This window comes from Agromyces sp. PvR057, from assembly GCF_040547485.1.
Classification (GTDB): domain Bacteria; phylum Actinomycetota; class Actinomycetes; order Actinomycetales; family Microbacteriaceae; genus Agromyces.
In genome coordinates this window covers 163221-182388 of record NZ_JBEPPT010000004.1, presented here as the reverse complement: position 1 = coordinate 182388, position 19168 = coordinate 163221, and the positions used below count along the sequence as shown (strand labels likewise).

20 protein-coding genes are annotated in these 19168 nt (G+C 71.0%); 8 read left to right on the top strand and 12 right to left on the bottom strand.

What is annotated here, in order from left to right; genetic code table 11:
* Window positions 1–205: 205 nt before the first annotated feature.
* Genes ABIC29_RS15510 through ABIC29_RS15495 form a run of 4 tightly spaced genes read left to right on the top strand, consistent with a single transcriptional unit; the run spans window position 206 to window position 7068 of the window.
* Window positions 206–1657 (top strand): aldehyde dehydrogenase family protein, encoded by a 1452-nt coding sequence (locus ABIC29_RS15510; RefSeq protein WP_354246798.1) that lies wholly within the window; start codon window positions 206–208, stop codon window positions 1655–1657.
* Window positions 1654–2529, top strand: a complete 876-nt coding sequence (locus ABIC29_RS15505; protein ID WP_354246795.1) for a citryl-CoA lyase — start codon at window positions 1654–1656, stop codon at window positions 2527–2529. The genes ABIC29_RS15510 and ABIC29_RS15505 overlap by 4 nt, the downstream gene beginning before the upstream one ends.
* 11 nt (window positions 2530–2540) lie before the next feature.
* A complete protein-coding gene (locus ABIC29_RS15500) occupies window positions 2541–4304 on the top strand; it encodes a thiamine pyrophosphate-binding protein (protein ID WP_354246792.1) in 1764 nt (587 codons plus the stop codon).
* A 31-nt stretch (window positions 4305–4335) separates the two neighbouring features.
* On the top strand, window positions 4336–7068 hold the full coding sequence (locus tag ABIC29_RS15495) for a TIM barrel protein (RefSeq protein ID WP_354246789.1): 2733 nt from the start codon (window positions 4336–4338) through the stop codon (window positions 7066–7068).
* Between the two features lie 21 nt (window positions 7069–7089).
* Here the strand turns inward: ABIC29_RS15495 and ABIC29_RS15490 are convergent, their stop codons facing one another.
* Window positions 7090–7722, bottom strand: a complete 633-nt coding sequence (locus tag ABIC29_RS15490) for a TetR/AcrR family transcriptional regulator C-terminal domain-containing protein (protein WP_116085298.1) — start codon at window positions 7720–7722, stop codon at window positions 7090–7092.
* Window positions 7723–7829: 107 nt separating this feature from the next.
* Here ABIC29_RS15490 and ABIC29_RS15485 point away from each other — a divergent pair, with 107 nt between their 5' ends.
* Window positions 7830–8072, top strand: a complete 243-nt coding sequence (locus ABIC29_RS15485; protein WP_354246785.1) for a hypothetical protein — start codon at window positions 7830–7832, stop codon at window positions 8070–8072.
* Between the two features lie 22 nt (window positions 8073–8094).
* On the opposite strand, the gene ABIC29_RS15480 is transcribed toward ABIC29_RS15485, so the two are convergent.
* From ABIC29_RS15480 to ABIC29_RS15455, 6 genes are read right to left on the bottom strand one after another with little or no spacing between them, the layout of a single operon-like run.
* Window positions 8095–8985, bottom strand: coding sequence for a sulfurtransferase (locus ABIC29_RS15480; RefSeq protein ID WP_354246782.1), 891 nt, complete (start codon window positions 8983–8985; stop codon window positions 8095–8097).
* A complete protein-coding gene (locus tag ABIC29_RS15475; protein WP_354246779.1) occupies window positions 8982–9911 on the bottom strand; it encodes an ABC transporter substrate-binding protein in 930 nt (309 codons plus the stop codon). Before ABIC29_RS15475 ends, ABIC29_RS15480 begins: the two co-directional genes overlap by 4 nt.
* Complete coding sequence (locus ABIC29_RS15470; protein ID WP_354246776.1) at window positions 9908–10471, bottom strand: nucleoside/nucleotide kinase family protein; 564 nt, start codon at window positions 10469–10471, stop codon at window positions 9908–9910. Before ABIC29_RS15470 ends, ABIC29_RS15475 begins: the two co-directional genes overlap by 4 nt.
* Window positions 10458–11228: an energy-coupling factor transporter transmembrane component T family protein gene (locus ABIC29_RS15465; RefSeq protein ID WP_354246773.1), complete on the bottom strand. Its 771-nt coding sequence runs from the start codon at window positions 11226–11228 to the stop codon at window positions 10458–10460. Before ABIC29_RS15465 ends, ABIC29_RS15470 begins: the two co-directional genes overlap by 14 nt.
* Complete coding sequence (locus ABIC29_RS15460) at window positions 11225–12715, bottom strand: ABC transporter ATP-binding protein (RefSeq protein ID WP_354246770.1); 1491 nt, start codon at window positions 12713–12715, stop codon at window positions 11225–11227. Before ABIC29_RS15460 ends, ABIC29_RS15465 begins: the two co-directional genes overlap by 4 nt.
* 2 nt (window positions 12716–12717) lie before the next feature.
* On the bottom strand, window positions 12718–13362 hold the full coding sequence (locus ABIC29_RS15455; protein WP_354246767.1) for an ECF transporter S component: 645 nt from the start codon (window positions 13360–13362) through the stop codon (window positions 12718–12720).
* A gap of 142 nt (window positions 13363–13504) precedes the next feature.
* Between ABIC29_RS15455 and ABIC29_RS15450 the strand changes: the two genes are divergently transcribed.
* Window positions 13505–14143, top strand: a complete 639-nt coding sequence (locus ABIC29_RS15450; protein WP_354246764.1) for a GntR family transcriptional regulator — start codon at window positions 13505–13507, stop codon at window positions 14141–14143.
* Between the two features lie 61 nt (window positions 14144–14204).
* Entirely contained in the window at window positions 14205–15671 is a 1467-nt protein-coding gene (locus tag ABIC29_RS15445; RefSeq protein WP_354246761.1) for an APC family permease, read from the top strand.
* Here the strand turns inward: ABIC29_RS15445 and ABIC29_RS15440 are convergent.
* From ABIC29_RS15440 to ABIC29_RS15425, 4 genes are all read right to left on the bottom strand, one after another.
* Complete coding sequence (locus tag ABIC29_RS15440) at window positions 15641–15808, bottom strand: hypothetical protein (protein ID WP_354246758.1); 168 nt, start codon at window positions 15806–15808, stop codon at window positions 15641–15643. The two genes, ABIC29_RS15445 and ABIC29_RS15440, sit on opposite strands and share 31 nt — an antisense overlap.
* A gap of 24 nt (window positions 15809–15832) precedes the next feature.
* Window positions 15833–16174: a gamma-glutamylcyclotransferase family protein gene (locus ABIC29_RS15435; protein ID WP_354246755.1), complete on the bottom strand. Its 342-nt coding sequence runs from the start codon at window positions 16172–16174 to the stop codon at window positions 15833–15835.
* Between the two features lies 1 nt (window position 16175).
* Entirely contained in the window at window positions 16176–16661 is a 486-nt protein-coding gene (locus ABIC29_RS15430; protein ID WP_354246752.1) for a nucleoside deaminase, read from the bottom strand.
* Between the two features lie 100 nt (window positions 16662–16761).
* Window positions 16762–17760, bottom strand: coding sequence for a DMT family transporter (locus ABIC29_RS15425; RefSeq protein WP_354246749.1), 999 nt, complete (start codon window positions 17758–17760; stop codon window positions 16762–16764).
* A gap of 80 nt (window positions 17761–17840) precedes the next feature.
* On the opposite strand from ABIC29_RS15425, the gene ABIC29_RS15420 reads away from it, so the two are divergent.
* The gene (locus ABIC29_RS15420) at window positions 17841–18305 is read left to right on the top strand and encodes an Lrp/AsnC family transcriptional regulator (RefSeq protein ID WP_354246746.1); all 465 of its coding nucleotides are present in this window, start codon (window positions 17841–17843) and stop codon (window positions 18303–18305) included.
* Between the two features lie 84 nt (window positions 18306–18389).
* On the opposite strand, the gene ABIC29_RS15415 is transcribed toward ABIC29_RS15420, so the two are convergent.
* Entirely contained in the window at window positions 18390–19160 is a 771-nt protein-coding gene (locus tag ABIC29_RS15415; RefSeq protein ID WP_354246743.1) for a GNAT family N-acetyltransferase, read from the bottom strand.
* Window positions 19161–19168 lie beyond the last annotated feature (8 nt).

Below are 19168 nucleotides of genomic sequence, written 5' to 3'. Positions count from 1 at the left end.
CACCTGCCAGCGCTCGGACGCTAACCCTGAGGGCATCGGCGGGCAACCGCGCGGCTCATCGAGTGGTACAACCGGTGCTGGCTGCGGCGGGGCGACCCAGGGGCGACTCAGGGGCTTTTCTGCCCAGTGGGACAGCCTTTGGCGGCGCCCGCACCGTGTGCCTACCATGCGGCAGTCGGCATCAATGCCCATGGACGGAGTTGTCATGGCTGCTTCAGCACCCAAATCCCTGTCGCCCGAACAGGAGCAGGAACTCGACGAGGTGTTCGCCCGCGCGCAGGCGGCGCTCGCGATCATCGAGACGTACGATCAGGCCCGCGTCGACCGCTTGATCCGAGCCGTCGCGTGGGCCGTCGCGAACCGGTCCGCGTTCCATCGGCTGGTCGGCATGGGCATCGACGAGTCCGGCCTCGGCGACTTCGACAGCCGCATGAACAAGCGGATGAAGATCCGCGGCGTGCTCCGCGATGCCCTTCGCAGTCCGTCCGTCGGCATCATCGAGGAGGATGTCGAGAAGGGGCTCGTCAAGTACGGCAAGCCGGTCGGCGTCATCGGATGCGTCGTACCGACCACGAACCCCGACCTGACGCCCGCCGGCAACGCGATCTACGCCATCAAGGCGCGCGACGTGGTGGTGTTCTCACCCCACCCGCGCTCGAAGGACACGACGCTCGAGACCGTCCGCCTCATGCGCGAGGCCCTCGAGGCGGAGGGTGCCCCGGCCGACATCCTGCAGTGCATCACGCTGCCGAGCCTCGCGGCATCGCAGGAGATCATGCGCCGCGCAGACCTCGTGATCGCCACGGGTGGCCAAGGGCTGGTTCGCGCGGCCTACAGTTCGGGGACGCCCGCCTACGGGGTGGGCGCGGGCAACGCGACCGAGTTCGTCGACGAGACGGCCGACCTGGCCGAGACGGCGCGCAACTGCATGCTGTCGAAGACGTCGGACTTCGGCTCGGGCTGCTCGGCCGACGGGAACGTGCTGGTGCCTGCGACCCGCTACCGCGACATGCTCGACGCGCTCCAGGCCGAGGGCGGATACCTCGCGACGGCGGAGGAGCGCGCGGCGCTTCAGGGCGTGATGTGGGATGACGAGGGCCACCGCCTTCCCGACACCGTCGCCGTCTCACCACAGGTGCTCGCGGCGGCGGCAGGGTTCGACATCCCCGCGGACAGCAGGTTCATCGTGGTCGAGGGCGACGGCATCGACGAGGATCGGCAGTTCTGCAAGGAGAAGCTCACGACGCTGATGGCGGTCCACGCCTACGAGGGCGGTTTCGAGGACGGCGTCGAACTCGCCAAGCGGCTCTACGACATCGGCGGCAAGGGCCACTCCTGCGGCATCGCGTCGACGGACGACGCGCACATCGACTACTTCGCCAGGCACATGCCGGTCTCGCGGATCATGGTTCGGCAGCCGAACTCGAAGGCCAACGCGGGCTCGTTCACGAACGGGATGCCGATGACCTCCTCCATGGGATGCGGCACCTGGGGCGGCAACATCACCTCCGAGAACGTCTCGCTCCGCCACTACCTGAACACGACGTGGGTCGCCCGCACGATCGCCGAGGACCGCCCATCGGATGAGGACCTGTTCGGCGACTTCTACGACGCCGAGCTCGAGACATCCGTCATGCCGCCGGTGGCCGCACGGTGAACGAGCGACGCGAGGGGCGCGAGACGGCGCCGGGGGAGTCGCCCGAGGCGCTCGTCGACGAGGCCCGGCAATGGTGGCAGACGGACATCATCGACATCAGCCCGGGTGAGATCGCGCTGCGCGGCTATCCGATCCAGGAGCTCATCGGCAACGTGGGCTTCGTCGACACGATCTGGCTCATGGTGCGGGGCGAACTGCCGACGCGCGCCCAGGCGGCGCTGTTCGAAGCCGCGCTCGTGGCGTCCGTCGACCACGGACCCCAGGCCCCGTCGATCGCGATCGCACGGATGGCGACGACGTGCGGGTCGCCGGTCAACAGCGCGATGGCGTCGGGGATCAACGTGCTCGACGACATCCACGGCGGCCCCGGCCAGCAGTGCATGGAGCTGTACCTCGAGGTGGAGGCCGAACTGGCGCGCGGCGGCGACCTCGACGAGGCGGCCCGGACCGTGCTGCAGCGCCATCGTGACGCCGGCGTCCGATACTTCCCGGGATTCGGCCATCGATTCCATCCGCTCGATCCGCGCAAGGAACCCCTGCTCTCGCTCGTGGACGAGGCCGCGGCGAACGGGGTGGTCGACGGCCGCTTCGCCGCGATCGGGCAGGCCGTCGAAGACGCCATCAACGAGGGGAAGGCCAAGCCCATCCCCATGAACGTCGACGGCGTGACGGCCGTCATCTACTGCGAGCTCGGGTTCACCCCCGAGCTCGGGCGCGGGGTCTTCATCCTCGCGCGCTCGGTCGGCATCCTCGCCCACACCATCGAGCAGATGAGGCAGGGCGGCCGCATCAAGGGCCCGGTGCCGAAGTCCATCGGCTACACGTACACGGGTCCGGCTCACCGACCCGTCCCGCTCGAACGCGAACAATGAAGGAGAACCCGATGAAGGACCTGGTGTCCAACCAGATCGTCCGATACCTCGAAGCGCGTGAGGTCGAGCACGTCTTCGGGCTCTGCGGGCACACGAACATCGCGCTGCTGGCCGCGCTCGAGCAGAGCGAGCGCATCTCGTTCGTGAACGTGCGTCACGAGCAGATCGCCGCCCACGCGGCAGACGGCTATGCACGGGTGACCAAGCGGGCGGGCGTCGTGCTGACCCACCTCGGGCCGGGCCTGACGAACGCCACGACCGGGGTCGCGAACGCCGCACTCGACTCGATTCCGATGGTGGTCATCGCCGGCGACGTGCCGACGCACTACTTCGGCAAGCACCCGCATCAGGAGATCAACCTCCACGCCGACGCCGCTCAGTACGAGATCTATCGACCCTTCGTCAAGCGCGCGTGGCGCGTCGACCAGCCCCACCTCATCGCCGAGGTGCTCGACAGGGCGTTCACCCTCGCGGAGAGCGGTCGCCCCGGCCCCGTCCTCGTCGACGTGCCCATGGACGTCTTCTCGGCGGAGGTCGAGGTCGCGCTGTTCGACAAGGTGGTCGGCAACACCCGATCGCTCGTGAAGCCGAGTCTCGACGAGGCGACCGCGGAGCTGATCGTGCAGAACCTGCTCGACGCCGAGCGGCCTGTCCTGTACGTCGGCGGCGGCATCGTCGCGGCGGACGCGGCATCCGAGCTCGCCGAGTTCGCGGGGCTGCTGTCGCTGCCGGTCGCGCACAGCCTCATGGGCAAGGGCGCGATGCCGGACGACAGCGCCCTGGTCCTCGGCATGACGGGCTTCTGGGGGACGGCCTTCACCAACGAGACGACGCGGACCGCCGACTGGATCCTGGCGCTCGGCACCCGGTTCGCGGAGGCGGACTCGAGCTCGTGGTATCCCGACTACACCTTCGACATCCCGGCCACGAATCTCATGCAGATCGACATCGATCCCGCCGAGCTGGGGCGCAACTACCCGCTCGAGATCGGTGCGCTCGCAGACCTCAAGGCCGCGCTGAGCGTGCTCGTCCGCGTCGCGCGTCGACTCGCCCCGACCGGTGTCCGGCGCGACGACCTCCTCGCGCGGATCGCCGAGACCCGCGCCGACGTGAAGCTCCGGAACGCGGACGCGCAGGTCTCGGACGCGTGGCCGATGCGGCCCGAACGGATCCTCGCCGAGACCCGGGAGGTGCTCCCGCCCGACGCGATCATCACCACGGATGTCGGGTGGAACAAGAACGGCGTCGGTCAGCAGTTCGACATCCTCACGCCGGGCACGTTCCTCACGCCCGGAGGGTTCGCGACCATGGGGTTCGGCGCTCCGGCCGCCGTGGGGGCCAAGATCGCCCGTCCGGATCGCGTCGTCGTCTCGCTCGTCGGCGACGGGGGCTTCGGGCAGAACCCCGCGGTCCTCGCCACGGCGCGCGAGGAGAACGTGTCCGTCGTCTGGGTCGTGATGAACAACAACGCGTTCGGCACCATCGCGGGGCTCGAGAAGGCGGCGTTCGACACGACCTACGGGACCGTCTTCGGCACCGCCGAGGATCCCATGTACACGGACTTCGCCGCCATCGCGCAGGCCTATGGCGTCGTCGGCATCCGCGTCGAGTCCGCCGCCGGGTTCAAGCCGGCCCTCGAGCGTGCGATCGGCACCGGCGGTCCCGTCGTGATCGACGTCGCGATGGTCAACGTGCCGACGCCGACCACAGGGCACTGGAACATCCTCGACATCTACTCGCCCGGCGAGACGGTCGAACACGTCGCGACGGACTGATCAGGCCATCGATCGTTCAGGAGGTCCGCACATGACCGTCGTGCCGAGCGCGGAGGATGTCTCCATCTCGACCGTCTGCCTGGCCGGCACGCTCGAGGACAAGCTGCGCGCCGCCGCCGCCGCGGGCTTCGCCGGGGTGGAACTGCTCGAGTACGACCTCGTCATGTCGTCCTGGTCGCCTGGCCGGGTGGCCGAGGAGGCGGCGGGCCTCGGCCTGTCGCTGGACGTCTACCAGCCGCTCCACGTCGAGACGCTCCCACGCGAGCTGTTCGGCGCGAGCCTGCGTCACGCCGAGCGCAAGTTCGACCTGCTGGCCGAGTTGGGCGCGCGCATCCTCGTGTGCTGCTCGGCGCGCACCGCGAGGGGAGTCGACGACGACGGGCTCGCCGCCGAACAGCTCCACGACCTGGCCGAACGTGCCGCGCTGCGTGGAGTGCGGCTCGCGTACGAGGCCGTGCCCTGGGGTCGGGTCCGCAGCCACGAGGATGCGTGGCGCCTCGTCCGAGACGTCGACCATCCCGCACTGGGACTCTGCCTCGACAGCTTCCACGTGCTCTCGATGCGGAACGATCCCGCTGCGATCGACGGCATCGACGGCGACAAGGTGTTCCACGTCCAGCTGGCCGATGCGCCGCGCCTGAACATGGACGTCCGGGAGTGGAGCCTGCACTCCCGCCTCTTCCCGGGGCAGGGCTCGCTCGACGTCGCCGGCTTCCTCGGCCGGGTCCTGTCCAAGGGCTACACGGGTCCCATCGCCCTCGAGGTGTTCAACGACGTCTACCAACAGGAGGATCCCCGGCACGCCGCCACCGACGCGATGCGCGCGATGCGTGCGCTCGCCGAGGCGGTGGCGGCCCGCGGGCGGGGGAGCCTCGCCGAACGACGTACCGACGTCCTGCCCCCGGCGCCACGACTCGGCGGGTTCGCGTTCGCCGAGCTCGCCGTCGACGAGGTCTCGGCCCCGCTCGTCTCTCGCGCTCTCGGCGCCCTCGGGTTCACCCATTCCGGGCAGCACCGATCGAAGCCGGTGCAGTTGTGGGAGCAGGGGAGCGCCCGGGTCCTGCTCAACCTCGCCCCGGAGCGATCCATCGATCCCGCCACCGCATCGATCAGCGCGCTCGCCGTGGAGAGCGCCGACCCGCCGGGGTCGATGCGGCGGGCGGAGCGCCTGTTGGCACCGAAGCTCGCACGACGTCGCGGCCCGGACGAGACCGACCTGGGCTCGGTGGCCGCGCCCGACGGCACGGCCCTCTTCTTCTGCGACTCGGCCGGCCGCAGTCGATGGCTCGAGGACTTCACGCCGACCGGGTCGCAGGCCGTGCAGCCTCCGATCCTCCGGGAGATCGACCACGTCTCGATCACGGAGTCGATCGACGACTTCGATCAGACGGCGTTGTTCTTCCGCACCGTCCTCGGCCTCGTGCCGGGGGAGTCGACCGAGATCACGGCCCCGTTCGGCGTCATCCGGAACTGGTCGGCGCGAGACCCGGGCGGGCGTGTGCGCATCGGGTTGAGCACGACACCGCTCCGGCGCGGCGACTGGGCGCCGGGCGTGTCGAGTCCCCAGCTCCTCGCCTTCGCCACCGACGACGCGATCGCGTGCGCGAAGGCGCTGCGCGAGCGCGGGGCCCCGATCCTCGAGATTCCCGGTAACTACTACGACGACCTCGACGCGCGCATTCCCCTGCCGGACGGCATGCTCGACGGCCTGCGCGAGAACTCCGTCCTCTACGACCGCGACGGGCGGGGCGAGTTCCTGCACTTCTTCACGGAGATGCTGGGGTCGCGCGTCTTCTTCGAGGTGGTCCAGCGCATCGACGGCTACGACGGCTTCGGCGACCCCCACAGCGTCCCGTTGCGCATGGCCGCGCATCGCCGCCAGCGGTTGCGGATGCTGGCGACCGCACCGACGGAGCCGTCGATCGATCACCGGCACGACTACTCGCTCGCCCACCTGACCGCCTTGAGCCTGTCGCCGCCCGAACTCGTCGATGCCGCAGCCGCCTCCGGATACCGCTACGTCGGCCTCCGCATGACGAAGGTCACCGCGCAGGAGCCCCACTACCCGCTGACGTACGACCCGGCATTGATGCGGGCCACCAAGACGCACCTCGCGGCCACCGGCATCGAGGTCCTCGATGTCGAGCTCGCGCGCTTCACGTCCGGCGACAGTCCGCGTGATTACCTGCGCTTCCTGGAGGCCGGCGCCGAGCTCGGAGCGCGACACGTCATCACGCAACTGCCGGATGCCGACTTCGCGCGCAAGACGGATCGCTTCGCCGAGCTGTGCCAGCTCGCCGCGCCGTTGGGCCTGACCATCGACCTCGAGTTCCCGTCATGGACGGAGACGCCGAACCTGGCGGAGGCGACCCGCGTCCTGCGGGCAGCCGACCAGCCCAACGCCGGGCTGCTCATCGACCTCCTCCACTTCGCGAGGTCGGGATCCAGCGTCGACGAGTTGCGGATGCTTCCGCGCGATTGGTTCCACTACGCCCACGTCTGCGACGCCCCCGCGGAGATTCCGACGACGACGGCGGGGCTCATCCACACGGCCCGCTTCGAGCGCCTCTTCCCTGGCGAGGGCGAGCTCGACATGCTCGGCATCCTCGCCGCCCTGCCGGCAGGAATTCCCTACGCGCTCGAGATCCCGCGGGCGATGCTCGTCGCGCAGGTGGGGGCGAAGGAGCACGCTCGCCTCGCGATCGGTGCCGCCCGCCGACATCTCGACGCGGCCGGCGCGAAGGATGCGCGCGTCGGCGTGTGACGGCGTCGGCGTGCGGGTTCGTCAGCGCGTCGGTCCGGCCGTCGCGGCTGCGCCCCGGATGATCACGCCCAGGCAATCGCGGAACAGGTCGTCGGGAGTGCGCCCGTCCTGGAAGTACTCGGCGATGCCGGCGACGACCGTCGGGTGGGCCGTGGTGAACGCCTCCAGGTCGAAGTCCGGGGCGGAACCCGTGGCGGGAGGCCCCGTCTGCTCCTCGAGGACATGGCCGACCGTGAAGTGCTCGACGGTCAGCACGATGAGCCGGGCCCGGCGAAGGGGAACCTCGCGGGCCACGAGGGTGCTGATCGCGAGTTCGGAGATCCCGGCCATCCGCAGGGAGGTCTGCGAGGTCGAGATGATCCGAGCGCCGTCGGGATGGGCCAGCAGGGCTCGGCGCAGCCGCTCGGCCAGGCCGACCAGCCACTCCTGCCAGGGCTCGTCTGGATTCGGCGGCACCAGCTCGGGGAACTGCTGCTCGAGGATGGCGTCGGCGATCGCCGTGATCAGGGCCGCCTTGTTCGGCAGGTGCCAGTAGAGCGTGGGCTGCTGCACGCCGAGCCTGGCCGCGAGCTTGCGCAACGTGACCCCGTCGAGGCCGTCCGCGTCGAGCAGCGCGACGGCCTCGGTGACGATCTGCCGCCTGTCCAGCGCCACCGGCCCCACCTCCGGAGGCAAATCTATCAGCGATTGAGGAGTCGCTCTATCGGTGATAGAGTCCCGGTCTATCACTGCGAGAGAAGCCTGAGACGGAAGAGACCACGATGACCGACACGCGCCCGCTCCTCGACGCCCTGCACGAAGCGACCCACCGCGTTCCCGGCGTTCCGGCACACGTGAGCCGCCCGGCAGGGCACCATGGCGACGCCCGCAACCGCACGGCGCACACGGCGAACACCGCGCTCCGCGGGTCCGGTCGCACGCGGAACCACACTCCGGCGCGACCTCCTCGGGTGCTGGTGTCCTGGCAGCGGCGGATCGCCGCGTTCTTCGGACAGCAGGGCTGAGGAGGCCCCGCGCCGGGCAGCATCACCGACTCGCGGCGAACGCCTCCTCCGTCTCGAGCGGGAGGCTCGGATCGGCGCTCCACTCCTCGAGCGAACCGTCGTAGACCCGCACCTTGCGGAGCCCCGCGTGGGCCAGTGCGAGCGCGTTCGCCGTGGCCGAGATGCCGCCGCCGCAGTACAGCAGCAGTTCGCCGTCGAGGTCGGCCCCGGCATCCCGATACCGAGTGCGGATGTCGTCGACCGGCAGGATGCGGCCGTCACGGTCGAAGAGCGCGCGTGCGGGCACGTTGATGCTGCCCGGGATGTGGCCGCGCCTCGAGTAGCGGGTCGGCTCGGCACCCGCGAACGCCGACGCGGGAAGCCCGCAGACGAGCGCGCCGCTCCGGGCGAGCGCGATCTCGTCGCGTTCGACCCAGGCCTCTCGGACGGCGTGTGCCTCCCAGCCGTGGGCCGGGCGCGCCGAACCGGGCGAGTCCGTCGCGTCGTCGCCCGACTCGATCGGGAGACCGGCGGATCGCCAGGCGGCGAGACCGCCGTCGAGCACGCTGACCGGCACGCCGATCCAGTCGAGCAGGTACCAGAGGCGCGCGGCCCAGATCGTCCCGACGCTGTCGTAGACCACGACGCGGGTGCCCTCGCCGACGCCGAGGGCCGCCAGCCGATCGGCGATGCCCTGCGGTTGCGCGTGGTGGTCGTGCGTGGCGTGCGGCACCGAGAACTCCGTGTCGATGGCGACATGCCGCGATCCGGGGAGGTGCGCCTCGCGCCAGCGGTCGCGGCCGCTCTCCGCGCGGAAGTCCCCGTCGAACCGCGGGCGGTGGAGGACGAGGGTCGCGTCGAGGACGACCGGTGCATCGGCGGAGCGCAGCTGCGCGTGCAGGTCGAGCGCGTCGAGGAAGGCGGGCGCGCTCATGCGGCCGACGCCTCGAGGTCGGTGATGGCGCCGGGGGCGAGCGTGCGACGCCAGCCCGCGGCATCCGCGATCAGTCCGCTCGCGGCCATCCACTCCGCATACCGGTCCATGGCCTCCGAGCGGATGCCGCCCCAGCGGCCGTCGTGGAACCACGTGGGGGCGATCGCCTCGAGCGACCGGGCGATGACATCCTCGGTGAAGTAGGGCGTGACGGTCGAGAACAGGTCGACGGTCGATGCCGGATTCGCGGCCGCGTGCGCGAACCCGCGGGCCGTCGCGGCCAGGAAGCCGTCGATGACGTGCGCCGGCAGCTGCGCGGCCACCGGTCCGCCGCCGAGCAGGTAGCTGTGGTACCGGATGCCGAGCTCGTCGTCGACGCGCCAGTGCCGTTCCGGCAGGTCGGGCTGCTCGGTCAACAGGATGTCCCACGCCCAGTACGAGCCGAACGTGGCATCCGCTTCGCCGTTGAGGAGGTCGGCGGCGCTGAGCTCGCGGACGCCGGCGTCCACGAGCTCGACGCGGTCGAAGTCGCCGCCGGCACGCTCGACGAGGTCGCGAACGATCGCGAGCCCGCGCGGGGTGGGGTTCAGGGCGAGGCGCCGGCCCTCGAGGTCGGCGAGGGTGCGGATGCCGCTCTGCTCGAGCGTGCGCACGGTCTCGAGTCCGCGTTGGTTGATCGCGCTGAGCGCGTGCAGCTGCTCGCCCCGCTCGGCCCGCACGAGCAGGCGGTTCGTGGGGAAGACCGCGAGGTCGGCGAGGCCGCGGTTCACGTGCTCGAGGCCGTCGCCGATGCCGGGGTCGACGGTGCGGATCTCGAGGTCGATGCCCTGATCCGCGTACCACCCGGCCTCGCGGGCGACGTAGAACCCGGCCGAGTTCGGCCAGGGGTGGAAGTACTCGAGCACGAGCGTGATGGGGGTGGTCATGGGGTCCTTCCAGTCTGCATGAGGTCGAAGCCGCCGTCGGTCGGGACGGCGATGAGGTCGGCGAGGGCTTCGGGGTGGTTCTGCGCGATGAAGACGTCCTCCTGGGCGGCCCAGGCATCCCAGTGCGGCACGTACGTCTCGCCGTCGCGGGCGAGGGCGCGGGCCTTGCGCTCGGCGGTGGCGTGCTCGACCCAGAGGGCGACGTCGGCCAGCGCGCGGTTGGCGACGGTGAGGCTGCCGACGCCCTCGACGATGAGCGGGCGGTCGGGGTCCACTGGATGCCACGCGCCGGCGCTCCCCGACGTCCAGTCCCATTCGCGCCAGGACGCCTCGCGGCCGAGCGCCCTGGGCTCGAGCACGCTCGTGCGGAGGTGCTCGGACGCCCAGGCGAGTCCGCCCCAGCCGGGATAGATCGAGTCCAGGCGGATGACGGCGGCCTCGGGCCACACCGCTGCGAGCGCGGAGGCGATCGTGGACTTGCCGGAGCCCGACCGGCCGTCGATGAGCAGGCAGCGCGCGCCCGTCGCGCGCAGGCCCGCGGCGAGGTCAGCGAGCTCCAATGAAGTTCCAGCTTCCGGTCGCGACGGCCACGGTGATCGCCGCGGCACTGATGATGACCCCGATCGCGAGGAGCGCGGCATCCGGTGCCCCGACGGTCGACTCGCGGGCCCAGGTGCGCACGGGGTGGGCGCCGAAGCCGCGGGCCTCCATCGCCGTGGCGAGCTTGGCGCCCCGGCGCACGGCGAAGACGAGGAGCGCGAACGCCTGGCCGGCCCACCGGCGAAGGCGGCCGTGGTCGGCCACGCCACGAGCTCGTCGCGCGTAGCCGAGGTAGGTCCAGTCCTGGTGCAGCAGGCCGATGAGGCGGAACCCGGCGAGGGCGCCGAGCACGAACCTCGCCGGCAGTCGAAGCACCTGCGAGAGGCCGTCGGCGAGCTCGGTCGGGTCGACATCCGTGAAGAGCATGATCGACGGCAGCGCGATCGCGAGCACCCGGAGGAACGTCGCGATCGCGAGCTCGATCGACCCGTCGCTGACGACGACGAGCAGGAACTCGGCGTGGATCCGCCCGCTCGGGGCGCCGTACAGCAGGATCGTCAGCGCCGTGAACACGGCCGCGATCACGATCGGCATGCTGCGCTTGAGGAACCGCCGGAACGGGATGCCGGTGGTCGCGAGCACGAGCACCTCGAGGGTGAGCGCGGTGAGGCCCGAGACCCAGTCGACGCTGAACACGAGGGCGACCGCGATGAGCAGGGCGGTGAGCAGGCGGGTGACCGGATTGGCCCGGTTCACGTCGAGGCGCGCGGCGCTCACGATGCCACCTCGGCCAACTGCGAGTCCCAGGCCGGCAGCTCGAGCACGTCGTCGGCGAGCAGCGAGACGAAGGGCTCGTCATGCGTCACCGCGACGACGGCCGTGCCGGCGTCGACGATCTCGGCGATGAGCTTCACGAGCTCCTCCCAGGTGCGTCGGTCCTGGCCGAACGTCGGCTCGTCGAGGATGATCAGCGCGGGCTTCGCCGCGAGTGCCGTCGCGACCGAGAGGCGCCGCTTCTCGCCGCCCGACAGCGTGTACGGGTTGGCGTCGGCGAGGTGCTCGAGGCAGAGTCGCGCGAGCAGGTCGTCGGTGGTGCGGGCGATCGTCGCGGCATCCTGCTTCAAGGCGCGCGGGCCGACGGCGAGTTCGTCGCGCACCGTCGCGGCGAGGAACTGGTGCTCCGGATCCTGGAACACGCTGCCGATGCGCGACAGGAGCTCCCTCGATCGCCAGGCGATGGGCTCGACCGGGCGGCGGGCCGGTGCGAATCCGGATGCCGCCTCGAGCCGTCCGCTGCCGGGGGCCAACAGCCCGCCGAGCGTGAGGGCGAGCGTGGACTTGCCGGCGCCGTTCGGGCCGACGACGGCGGTGGTGCGGCCGCTCCGGATCTCGACGTCGATGCTGGAGGTGAGGCGCGTCGCGGCCCGCCCGACGCTCAGGTCGCGCGCCGTGAGCAGGAGCGACGGGTCGCCGCTCCGGGTGCGCTCGAGGACGGGTGTCGGCGCGCCGGGCACCCAGACGCCCGCGGCGAGCAGTTCGGGGCGCTGTCGTTCGATCACGCGATCGGGGTCGCCGTCGCCGATGATCCGTCCAGCGGCGTCCATGACGATCACCCGATCGACCACGGGCAGCCACACCTCGGTGCGATGCTCGATCACGATGAGCGTGGCGCCCGTGCGGGCCGCGACCTCGGCGATCGCGTCGCGCACCTCGCGCACGCCGACGGGGTCGAGGTTCGCGGTCGGCTCGTCGAGGAGGATGAGGCCCGGGTTCATGGCGATGACGCCGGCGAGCGCGAGGCGCTGCTTCTGGCCCCCCGAGAGTGCCGACGTGTCGTGACCGAGCGGCGTGCGGAGGCCGACGAGGTCGAGCGCCCGGGACACGCGGCCCCAGATGTCCGCGCGCGGCACGCGGAGGTTCTCCATGCCGAAGGCGACGTCGTCGCCCACTCGCGACAGGATCACCTGGGAATCCGGATCCTGCAGGACCATGCCGATGCGGTCGCGACGCCGGGCGGGCCGGGCGCCGTCGACCAGGAGCCGGCCGCGCTCGTCGCCGTCGTCGGCCCCGCCGAGCACGCCGCCGAGTCCGTGCAGCAGGGTCGACTTGCCCGCGCCCGACGGGCCGAGCAGCAGCACGCGCTCGCCCGGCTCGATGGCGAGGTCGAGGCCGCTGAGCGCCCAGTCGCGGCGTCCGGCGTGGCGCCAGGACCATCCCTCGGCGCGCACCGCGGCGCCGCCGAGCTGTGGAGCGGATTCCGTCATGGTCACGCCTCGCGGGTGCGAGCCTCGCGACCGGAGGCGAAGCGACTGAGCGCGCCCGTGCGGGCGAGACCGCGCACCGCGAGCCAGGAGAGGAGGCCGGCCAGCACGGCACCGGACACGATCGCGGCCACGACGTAGATGGTCGAGAAGGCGGATCCGGAGCCGGGGTACCAGAGGATGAGGTCGTTGATCGCCAGTGCGAGCCCGCTCACGGCACCCGCGAGCAGGGCGACCGGGAGGTTCCAGCGGCGGTAGAGGAATGCCGCGAACACGAGCTCGGCGCCGAGGCCCTGCACGAGGCCGGACTCGAGGGTCAGCGGCCCCCACTGGTTGCCGACGAGCGCCGAGACCGCAGCGGCGACCAGTTCGCCGAACAGGGCAGCGCCCGGCTTGCGGATGACGAGCGCCGTGAGGATGCCGGCGAACAGCCAGCCGCCGCCGACGATCGCCTGCAGCCCGGGCAGCACGGCGCCGACGGGCGCGCTGATCGGGTTGGAGAGGATGTTCCAGAGCACGAACACCAGTCCGGACGCGACGCCGAGCACGCTCGCGACGACGATGTCGATCACGCGCCAGCGGAAGGGCGACGTTCGAGGGTCGTCGCCGTCGACCTGGGTGGCGGTGTCGGTCGCGCTCTGCTGGGTCATGTCTGGCTCCTCGGAAACTCGGGTGGGATCCCACAACTATGCGGCCGAGCGAGGGCCGTGTGTGCACGTGTTGCTGAACGTGTACTTTCTGTATACAGATCCATCCGATCCGTACACCTATCCGAGCAGTCGAGGAGCATCCATGTCGCGCGCACCCCTCCACGTGCAGTTGCGGGACGACCTGCTCGCCGGGCGCTTCCCCTGGGACGAACCGCTCGTCGAGGGCCGGCTGACCGAGCTCTACGGCGTGTCCCGCACCCCGATCCGCGAGGCGCTGAACCGCCTCGAGCAGGAGGGGCTCATCGTGCGCTCGTTGCGGGGCTACCGCATCCAGTCGGGCACCCCCGAAGACGTGATCGACATCTACGACGTGCGCATCGCGCTCGAACAGGCCGCCGCACAGGCCGCCGCCGTGCGTCGCACCGACCTGCAGCTGGCCGAGCTCACGCAGTTGCAGCGCGAGGCCCGGCAGGAGGAGGACCCCGCCGTCGCTCGGCGACTCCACGCCCGCTGGCACGAGCATCTCTGGGCGGCCTCGGAGAACACCACGCTCATCGCCATGCTCCAGGGCCTGATCGTCCGGCTGCGCATCTTCGACCAGGATGCCTTCCACCGGCAGGATGCGCACGAGTCGATGCTCGAGCACGATGCAGTGCTCGAGGGGATCCGGAATCGCGACCCCGTCGCCGCGCAGGAGGCCATCGCGGCGCACCTGATCCGGACCAAGCGCGAACGTCTCGACACCTTCGCGCGTCGGAGGGTCGGCACCGACACGCCGTGATCAAGGGTTGAGCCGGCGCGGGAGATGTGGTCGGCTGGCTTCGGGCGAAGGGGGCCACGACATGAGCGACGATCCGTCCTGGACGCAGGTGGTGAAGGCCGTCGAGCCGGAGCAGCCGCAACTCAAACGGGTGCTCGGACCCGGATTGCTGCTGCTCTTCATCGTCGGCGACATCCTGGGCACCGGCATCTACGCGCTCACCGGCCAGGTCGCCGCGGAGGTCGGCGGCGCCGCCTGGCTGCCGTTCCTGCTCGCGTTCGCGGTGGCGACCGTCACGGCGTTCTCGTACCTCGAGCTCGTGACGAAGTACCCGCAGGCCGCCGGTGCGGCGCTGTACACGCACAAGGCGTTCGGCATCCACTTCTTCACGTTCATCGTGTGCTTCATCGTGATGACCTCCGGCATCACGTCGGCATCGACGGCCTCGCGCGCGTTCGCGGCGAACCTCCTCGTCGCCTTCGGGATCCCGGATGCCACGGTGACGACGATGCTCATCGCGCTGGCGTTCATCCTGCTCATCATGCTGGTCAACCTGCGCGGCGTGAGCGAGAGTGTGTGGCTGAACGTCGTGCTGACCCTCGTGGAGCTGTCGGGCCTGCTGCTCGTCATCCTCATCGGCATGTGGGCGATCGCCGGCGGCAACGCCGACTGGTCGAGGGTCGTGGCCTTCGAGACGCACGAGGACAAGGGCGTGCTGCTCGCGGTCAGCACGGCGACCTCGCTCGCGTTCTTCGCCATGGTCGGCTTCGAGGACTCGGTCAACATGGCGGAGGAGACGAAGGACCCGAGCCGGATCTTCCCGAAGATGATGCTGAGCGGGCTCGGCATCGCTGCGGTGATCTACGTGCTGGTGTCGATCACCGTGGTCGCCCTCGTGCCGATCGGCGACCTCGTCGGCAGCGAGACGCCGCTCGTCACCGCGGTCGAGGCTGCGGCACCCGGGTTCCCGATCAACGACCTGCTGCCGTTCATCTCGATGTTCGCGGTCGCCAACACCGCGCTGATCAACATGATGATGGCGAGCAGGCTGCTCTACGGCATGAGCCGGCAGCAGGTGCTGCCGCCGTTCCTCGGCAAGGTCGCGCCGAAGAGGCAGACGCCATGGGCGGCGATCCTGTTCACGAGCGCGCTCGCCGCGGGCCTGATCGCGTACGTCTCGCTCGACGCCGAGGGTTCGATCGTCGCACTGCTCGGCGGCACGACCTCGCTCCTGCTGCTCACCGTGTTCGCGATCGTCAACGTGACCGTGCTCGTGCTGCGCCGGCAGCCCGTCGACCACAAGCACTTCCGCACTCCGACGGCGCTGCCGGTGATCGGTGCGATCACGTGCCTGTACCTCGTGTTCCCGTGGACCTCCGGTCGGCCCGCCGGCCAGTACGCCATCGCGATCGCGCTCCTGGCGATCGGCGTCGTGCTCTGGATCGCCGAGCGCGTCTACACGTCGACACGACGCCGTCGGGGCGATGCCGATACGGGCGGGAGCTCCGGGGCCGGCGCTCAGGCGAACGGATCGACCAGCGCCGAGTAGCCGCACACGAGGCAGCGCAGCGTGATCGTCAGGACGTTGTCGTCGAGCGCGAGCACGCCGCCGTCGAGCACGTCGCCGCACTGCGGACACGGTTCGGGGCTCTGGAACCTCGGCTCGTCGCCCTCATCGATCTGCATGTCGCCTCGTCTCGCGATCGCCCGTCAGCGCGCGACGTACACCCACGCCGCGAGCCCGGATTCGAGGGTCACGGGCACGCGCACGTAGTCGTCGACCTCGTAGCGATCCGCGGCGTCCAGCTGCTCGGGCGTGAGCACGAGCACCGAGCCCTCCACCCGGTCGGACGCCTCGCCCGTGCGGTCGAGGATCGGGTGCTCGCTCGCGCCGCTCAGGGCCAGCACCGTGGCATCCGTGATCCGAAGCGTGCCGAGCCGCCACCCGACGAGCGTGTCGGGTGCGGTGGGCAACTCGGCGCCGAACGTCTCGCGCTGCACCCGGGGGAGCCGCAGCGTGCCGTACGAGAACAGTCGCTCCACGTCGGTCATGTCAGCCCCAGAACCCGTGGTGCACCGCGACCGCCTCAGGGAGATCGGCGGGACCGGCGACCTGCACCGTGCGGCCACCGCGCGCGAACACCTCGCGACACGGCAGTGCCAGCGTGGGCACGCCCTCCTGCTCGGCCACGAGGTCGCGCAGGGCGTCCTCGCCGAGCGCGTACACCACGCGGGGGATGCCGCTCCAGTAGATGGCGCCCGAGCACATCGCGCACGGCTCGGTGCTCGTGTAGAGCGTGCTGTTCGCGAGTTCCTCGGCCGACATCGCAGCGGCGGCCGCGCGGACGACGTTCGTCTCTGCGTGGCCGGTCGGATCGTGCTGCGTGACGACCGTGTTCATCGCCTCGATGGTGCGGCCGGCTGCCGTGACCACGAGTGATCCGAACGGGTGGTCGCCGCGATCGCGGGCATCGGCGGCGAGACGGATGCAGCGATGCAGCCGGCCGAGATCATCGTCGGTCATCGTCTCGTCGTTCACGGCGCCTCCTCGTGTTCAGTTCCATCATCGCGGAATCGCGGAGTATGGGAGTCGCGGGTTCGCGGAGTCGCGGCGTTTCTGAGTCGCGGAATTCAGGAGTTCAGGAGAGCCGGACGTGCGCGGGTCCGCCGCGGCCCGACCGGGCGCGAAGGCGGTGGCCGGCCCTCCGATCGCCGGGCACGCGGCATCCGTCTGCCTGCTCGAGCGGGCGTCGGCGTCGCGGGGCGTTGAAGAGGACGACGCCCGCCACGACGATCGACATCGCCACGACGATCCCGACCGTGACCGGCTCGCCGAGGAGCGGCACGGCGAGGCCCGCCGCCACGACGGGGCTGAGCGCGCCGGCCGTCGCAGCGATGCCGCTGCCGAGCGCCCTGACCGCGTAGGCGTACGCGATGGTCGAGAGGATCCCGGTGCCGAGGCCCTGGAGGACCGTGAACAGGAGGATGTCGTTCGGCAGCGCGGTGCCGGCGAGCAGGTTCGACGGCATCGCGCCCGAGCAGGCGAGCACGAGGGCTGCCGCCGCCGACGGCACGCAGACGACGAGCACCGTGCTCGTGAGGCTCAACGCGCTCCGCTTCAGCCCGACCGTGTAGACCGCCCACACGAATCCGGCCGTGAGCAGCGCGGCGATCCCGAGCGGTGCGGCCGAGGCGGAGGCCAGCACGGCAGCAGCGGCCACGCCGACGACGATCACGGCGACGGATGCCAAGTGGCGGGCGGGAACCCGGGTGCGCCCGCCGAGCACGGCGAGCGCCGTCACGAAGAGCGGCACCGTTCCCGGGATGACGAGCCCCACGAGCGCCGCGGGGGCGAGGTGGGCGCCGAGCGCGGAGACGAGGAAGTGCGGCAGGCCGCCGACGAGGAGAAGGAGGACCGTCGTGCACCGTGCCGCCCGCACCTCGCGGATCGCCCGAGGCAACCACGGCGAGAGCGCCAGCACGGGCGTCGCGAACCGCAGCACGCTCAGGTCGATCGTGGTCAACGAGGAGCTGCCGACTGCCCGCAGGGTGAGGGCGAACGACGCCCAGAGCAGCACCGCGACCGCCATGGCGACGACGCCGATGGCCAGGTTTCGCGAGGGCGGAATCGTGAGCACGTCGCAACGATAGGAAATCGGTCACGGCAGCCGATTGCCGATCATGCCACGAATGAATAGCGGTTTGGCAGAATATGCCAATGCGCTCCCTCGATGCCATCGACCGTCATATCCTGCTCGAACTCCAGCAGGACGGGCGCCTCAGCAACCAGGAGCTCGCCGACCGCGTCGGCCTCTCGCCGTCGCCCTGCCTGCGCCGGGTCCGAGCGCTCCAGGACGACGGCGTCATCACCGGGTACGCCGCCGAGATCGCGGCCGGGGCCGTCGGTCTGGCCATCACCGCATTCGTGCGGCTCCGGCTCTCGTCGCACGCGACGGACGTGGTCGATGCGGTCGAGGAGCGGCTCCGCGGCATCCCCGAGGTGGTCGAGGCCTACCTGCTCGCGGGCGACGACGACTACCTCGCGAAGGTCGCGGTGGCGTCCTTCAGCGAGTACGAGGAGCTCATGCGCGGTCAGCTGCGGGCCATCCCGGCGATCGCCGGCATCACCACCACGTTCGCGTTCGGCGTCACGAAGTCGCGTTCACCGCTGCCGCTGCGCTGAGGGAGGTCGGGTCGAGGCCCGCACAAGTCGTCTCGTGACGCGGCCTGACGTTCTTTGACGGCGGCAGCGGAGCCGGCGTTCCCGTTACGCCGGAGTGCGCACCGCGGCGAACACCGAACGCCGGCGGAGCGCGAAGCCCAGCCGTTGGTATGCGGCGATCGCGCCGACGTTCGACGCCTCGGCGTGCATCAGGGCGCGGTCGCCGCGCTGCTGGATGTGGAAGGCCACGTCGAGCACGAGGCGCGACGCGAGACCCTGTCGGCGGTACGCGTCGTCGGTGGACACCGCGCTGGTCTCGGTCCATCCGTCGGGATGCAGGCGCTCGCCGGCCATCGCCACGAGGCGTCCGTCGCGACGGATGCCGACATAGCGCCCGAGTTCGTGGGTGCGGGGGCGGAACGGGCCGGGCTGGTTGCGCTCGACGATCGCGAGCATCTCGGGCACGTCGTCGGCGCCGAGCACGATCGCCTCCTCGTCGGGGCGCGGGCGGAGCGCGTCGGTCTCCACCAGTTGCACGCCGGCGCCGCGACCGACCACCTGCCATCCCGGGGGCAGGTCGCCGTCGAAGCCCGAGAGTCCGATGACCTCGCCGTGGCCGACGAGGTCGATCAGGGCGTCCCAGACGCCGGGATCCTCCCACGTGCGCACCGCGACGAACGGCGCGACGTCGTCGGGATAGCGCCGGACGAGATCGTTGCCGATCGCGAACGAGGCGTGGGGGCCGGCGAGCGAGTACCAGGCGGCGTTGTCGAGAACGGTCGCGTCGGCGTGCGGCGCATCCGCGGTCGGCGCGTCGGGGTGAGCCGCATCCGTGTTCGGCGGGGCTGCGGTCGTGGAGATGACGGGGTCGGACATCCGCTCAC

Bases quoted from the DNA above. Each gene is read 5' to 3' on its own strand.
- ABIC29_RS15510 (WP_354246798.1), top strand. From the start codon at position 206: ATGGCTGCTTCAGCACCCAAATCCCTGTCGCCCGAACAGGAGCAGGAA.
- ABIC29_RS15500 (WP_354246792.1), top strand. From the start codon at position 2,541: ATGAAGGACCTGGTGTCCAACCAGATCGTCCGATACCTCGAAGCGCGT.
- ABIC29_RS15495 (WP_354246789.1), top strand. From the start codon at position 4,336: ATGACCGTCGTGCCGAGCGCGGAGGATGTCTCCATCTCGACCGTCTGC.
- ABIC29_RS15485 (WP_354246785.1), top strand. From the start codon at position 7,830: ATGACCGACACGCGCCCGCTCCTCGACGCCCTGCACGAAGCGACCCAC.
- ABIC29_RS15480 (WP_354246782.1), bottom strand. From the start codon at position 8,985: ATGAGCGCGCCCGCCTTCCTCGACGCGCTCGACCTGCACGCGCAGCTG.
- ABIC29_RS15475 (WP_354246779.1), bottom strand. From the start codon at position 9,911: ATGACCACCCCCATCACGCTCGTGCTCGAGTACTTCCACCCCTGGCCG.
- ABIC29_RS15460 (WP_354246770.1), bottom strand. From the start codon at position 12,715: ATGACGGAATCCGCTCCACAGCTCGGCGGCGCCGCGGTGCGCGCCGAG.
- ABIC29_RS15455 (WP_354246767.1), bottom strand. From the start codon at position 13,362: ATGACCCAGCAGAGCGCGACCGACACCGCCACCCAGGTCGACGGCGAC.
- ABIC29_RS15450 (WP_354246764.1), top strand. From the start codon at position 13,505: ATGTCGCGCGCACCCCTCCACGTGCAGTTGCGGGACGACCTGCTCGCC.
- ABIC29_RS15445 (WP_354246761.1), top strand. From the start codon at position 14,205: ATGAGCGACGATCCGTCCTGGACGCAGGTGGTGAAGGCCGTCGAGCCG.
- ABIC29_RS15440 (WP_354246758.1), bottom strand. From the start codon at position 15,808: ATGCAGATCGATGAGGGCGACGAGCCGAGGTTCCAGAGCCCCGAACCG.
- ABIC29_RS15435 (WP_354246755.1), bottom strand. From the start codon at position 16,174: ATGACCGACGTGGAGCGACTGTTCTCGTACGGCACGCTGCGGCTCCCC.
- ABIC29_RS15420 (WP_354246746.1), top strand. From the start codon at position 17,841: ATGCGCTCCCTCGATGCCATCGACCGTCATATCCTGCTCGAACTCCAG.
- ABIC29_RS15415 (WP_354246743.1), bottom strand. From the start codon at position 19,160: ATGTCCGACCCCGTCATCTCCACGACCGCAGCCCCGCCGAACACGGAT.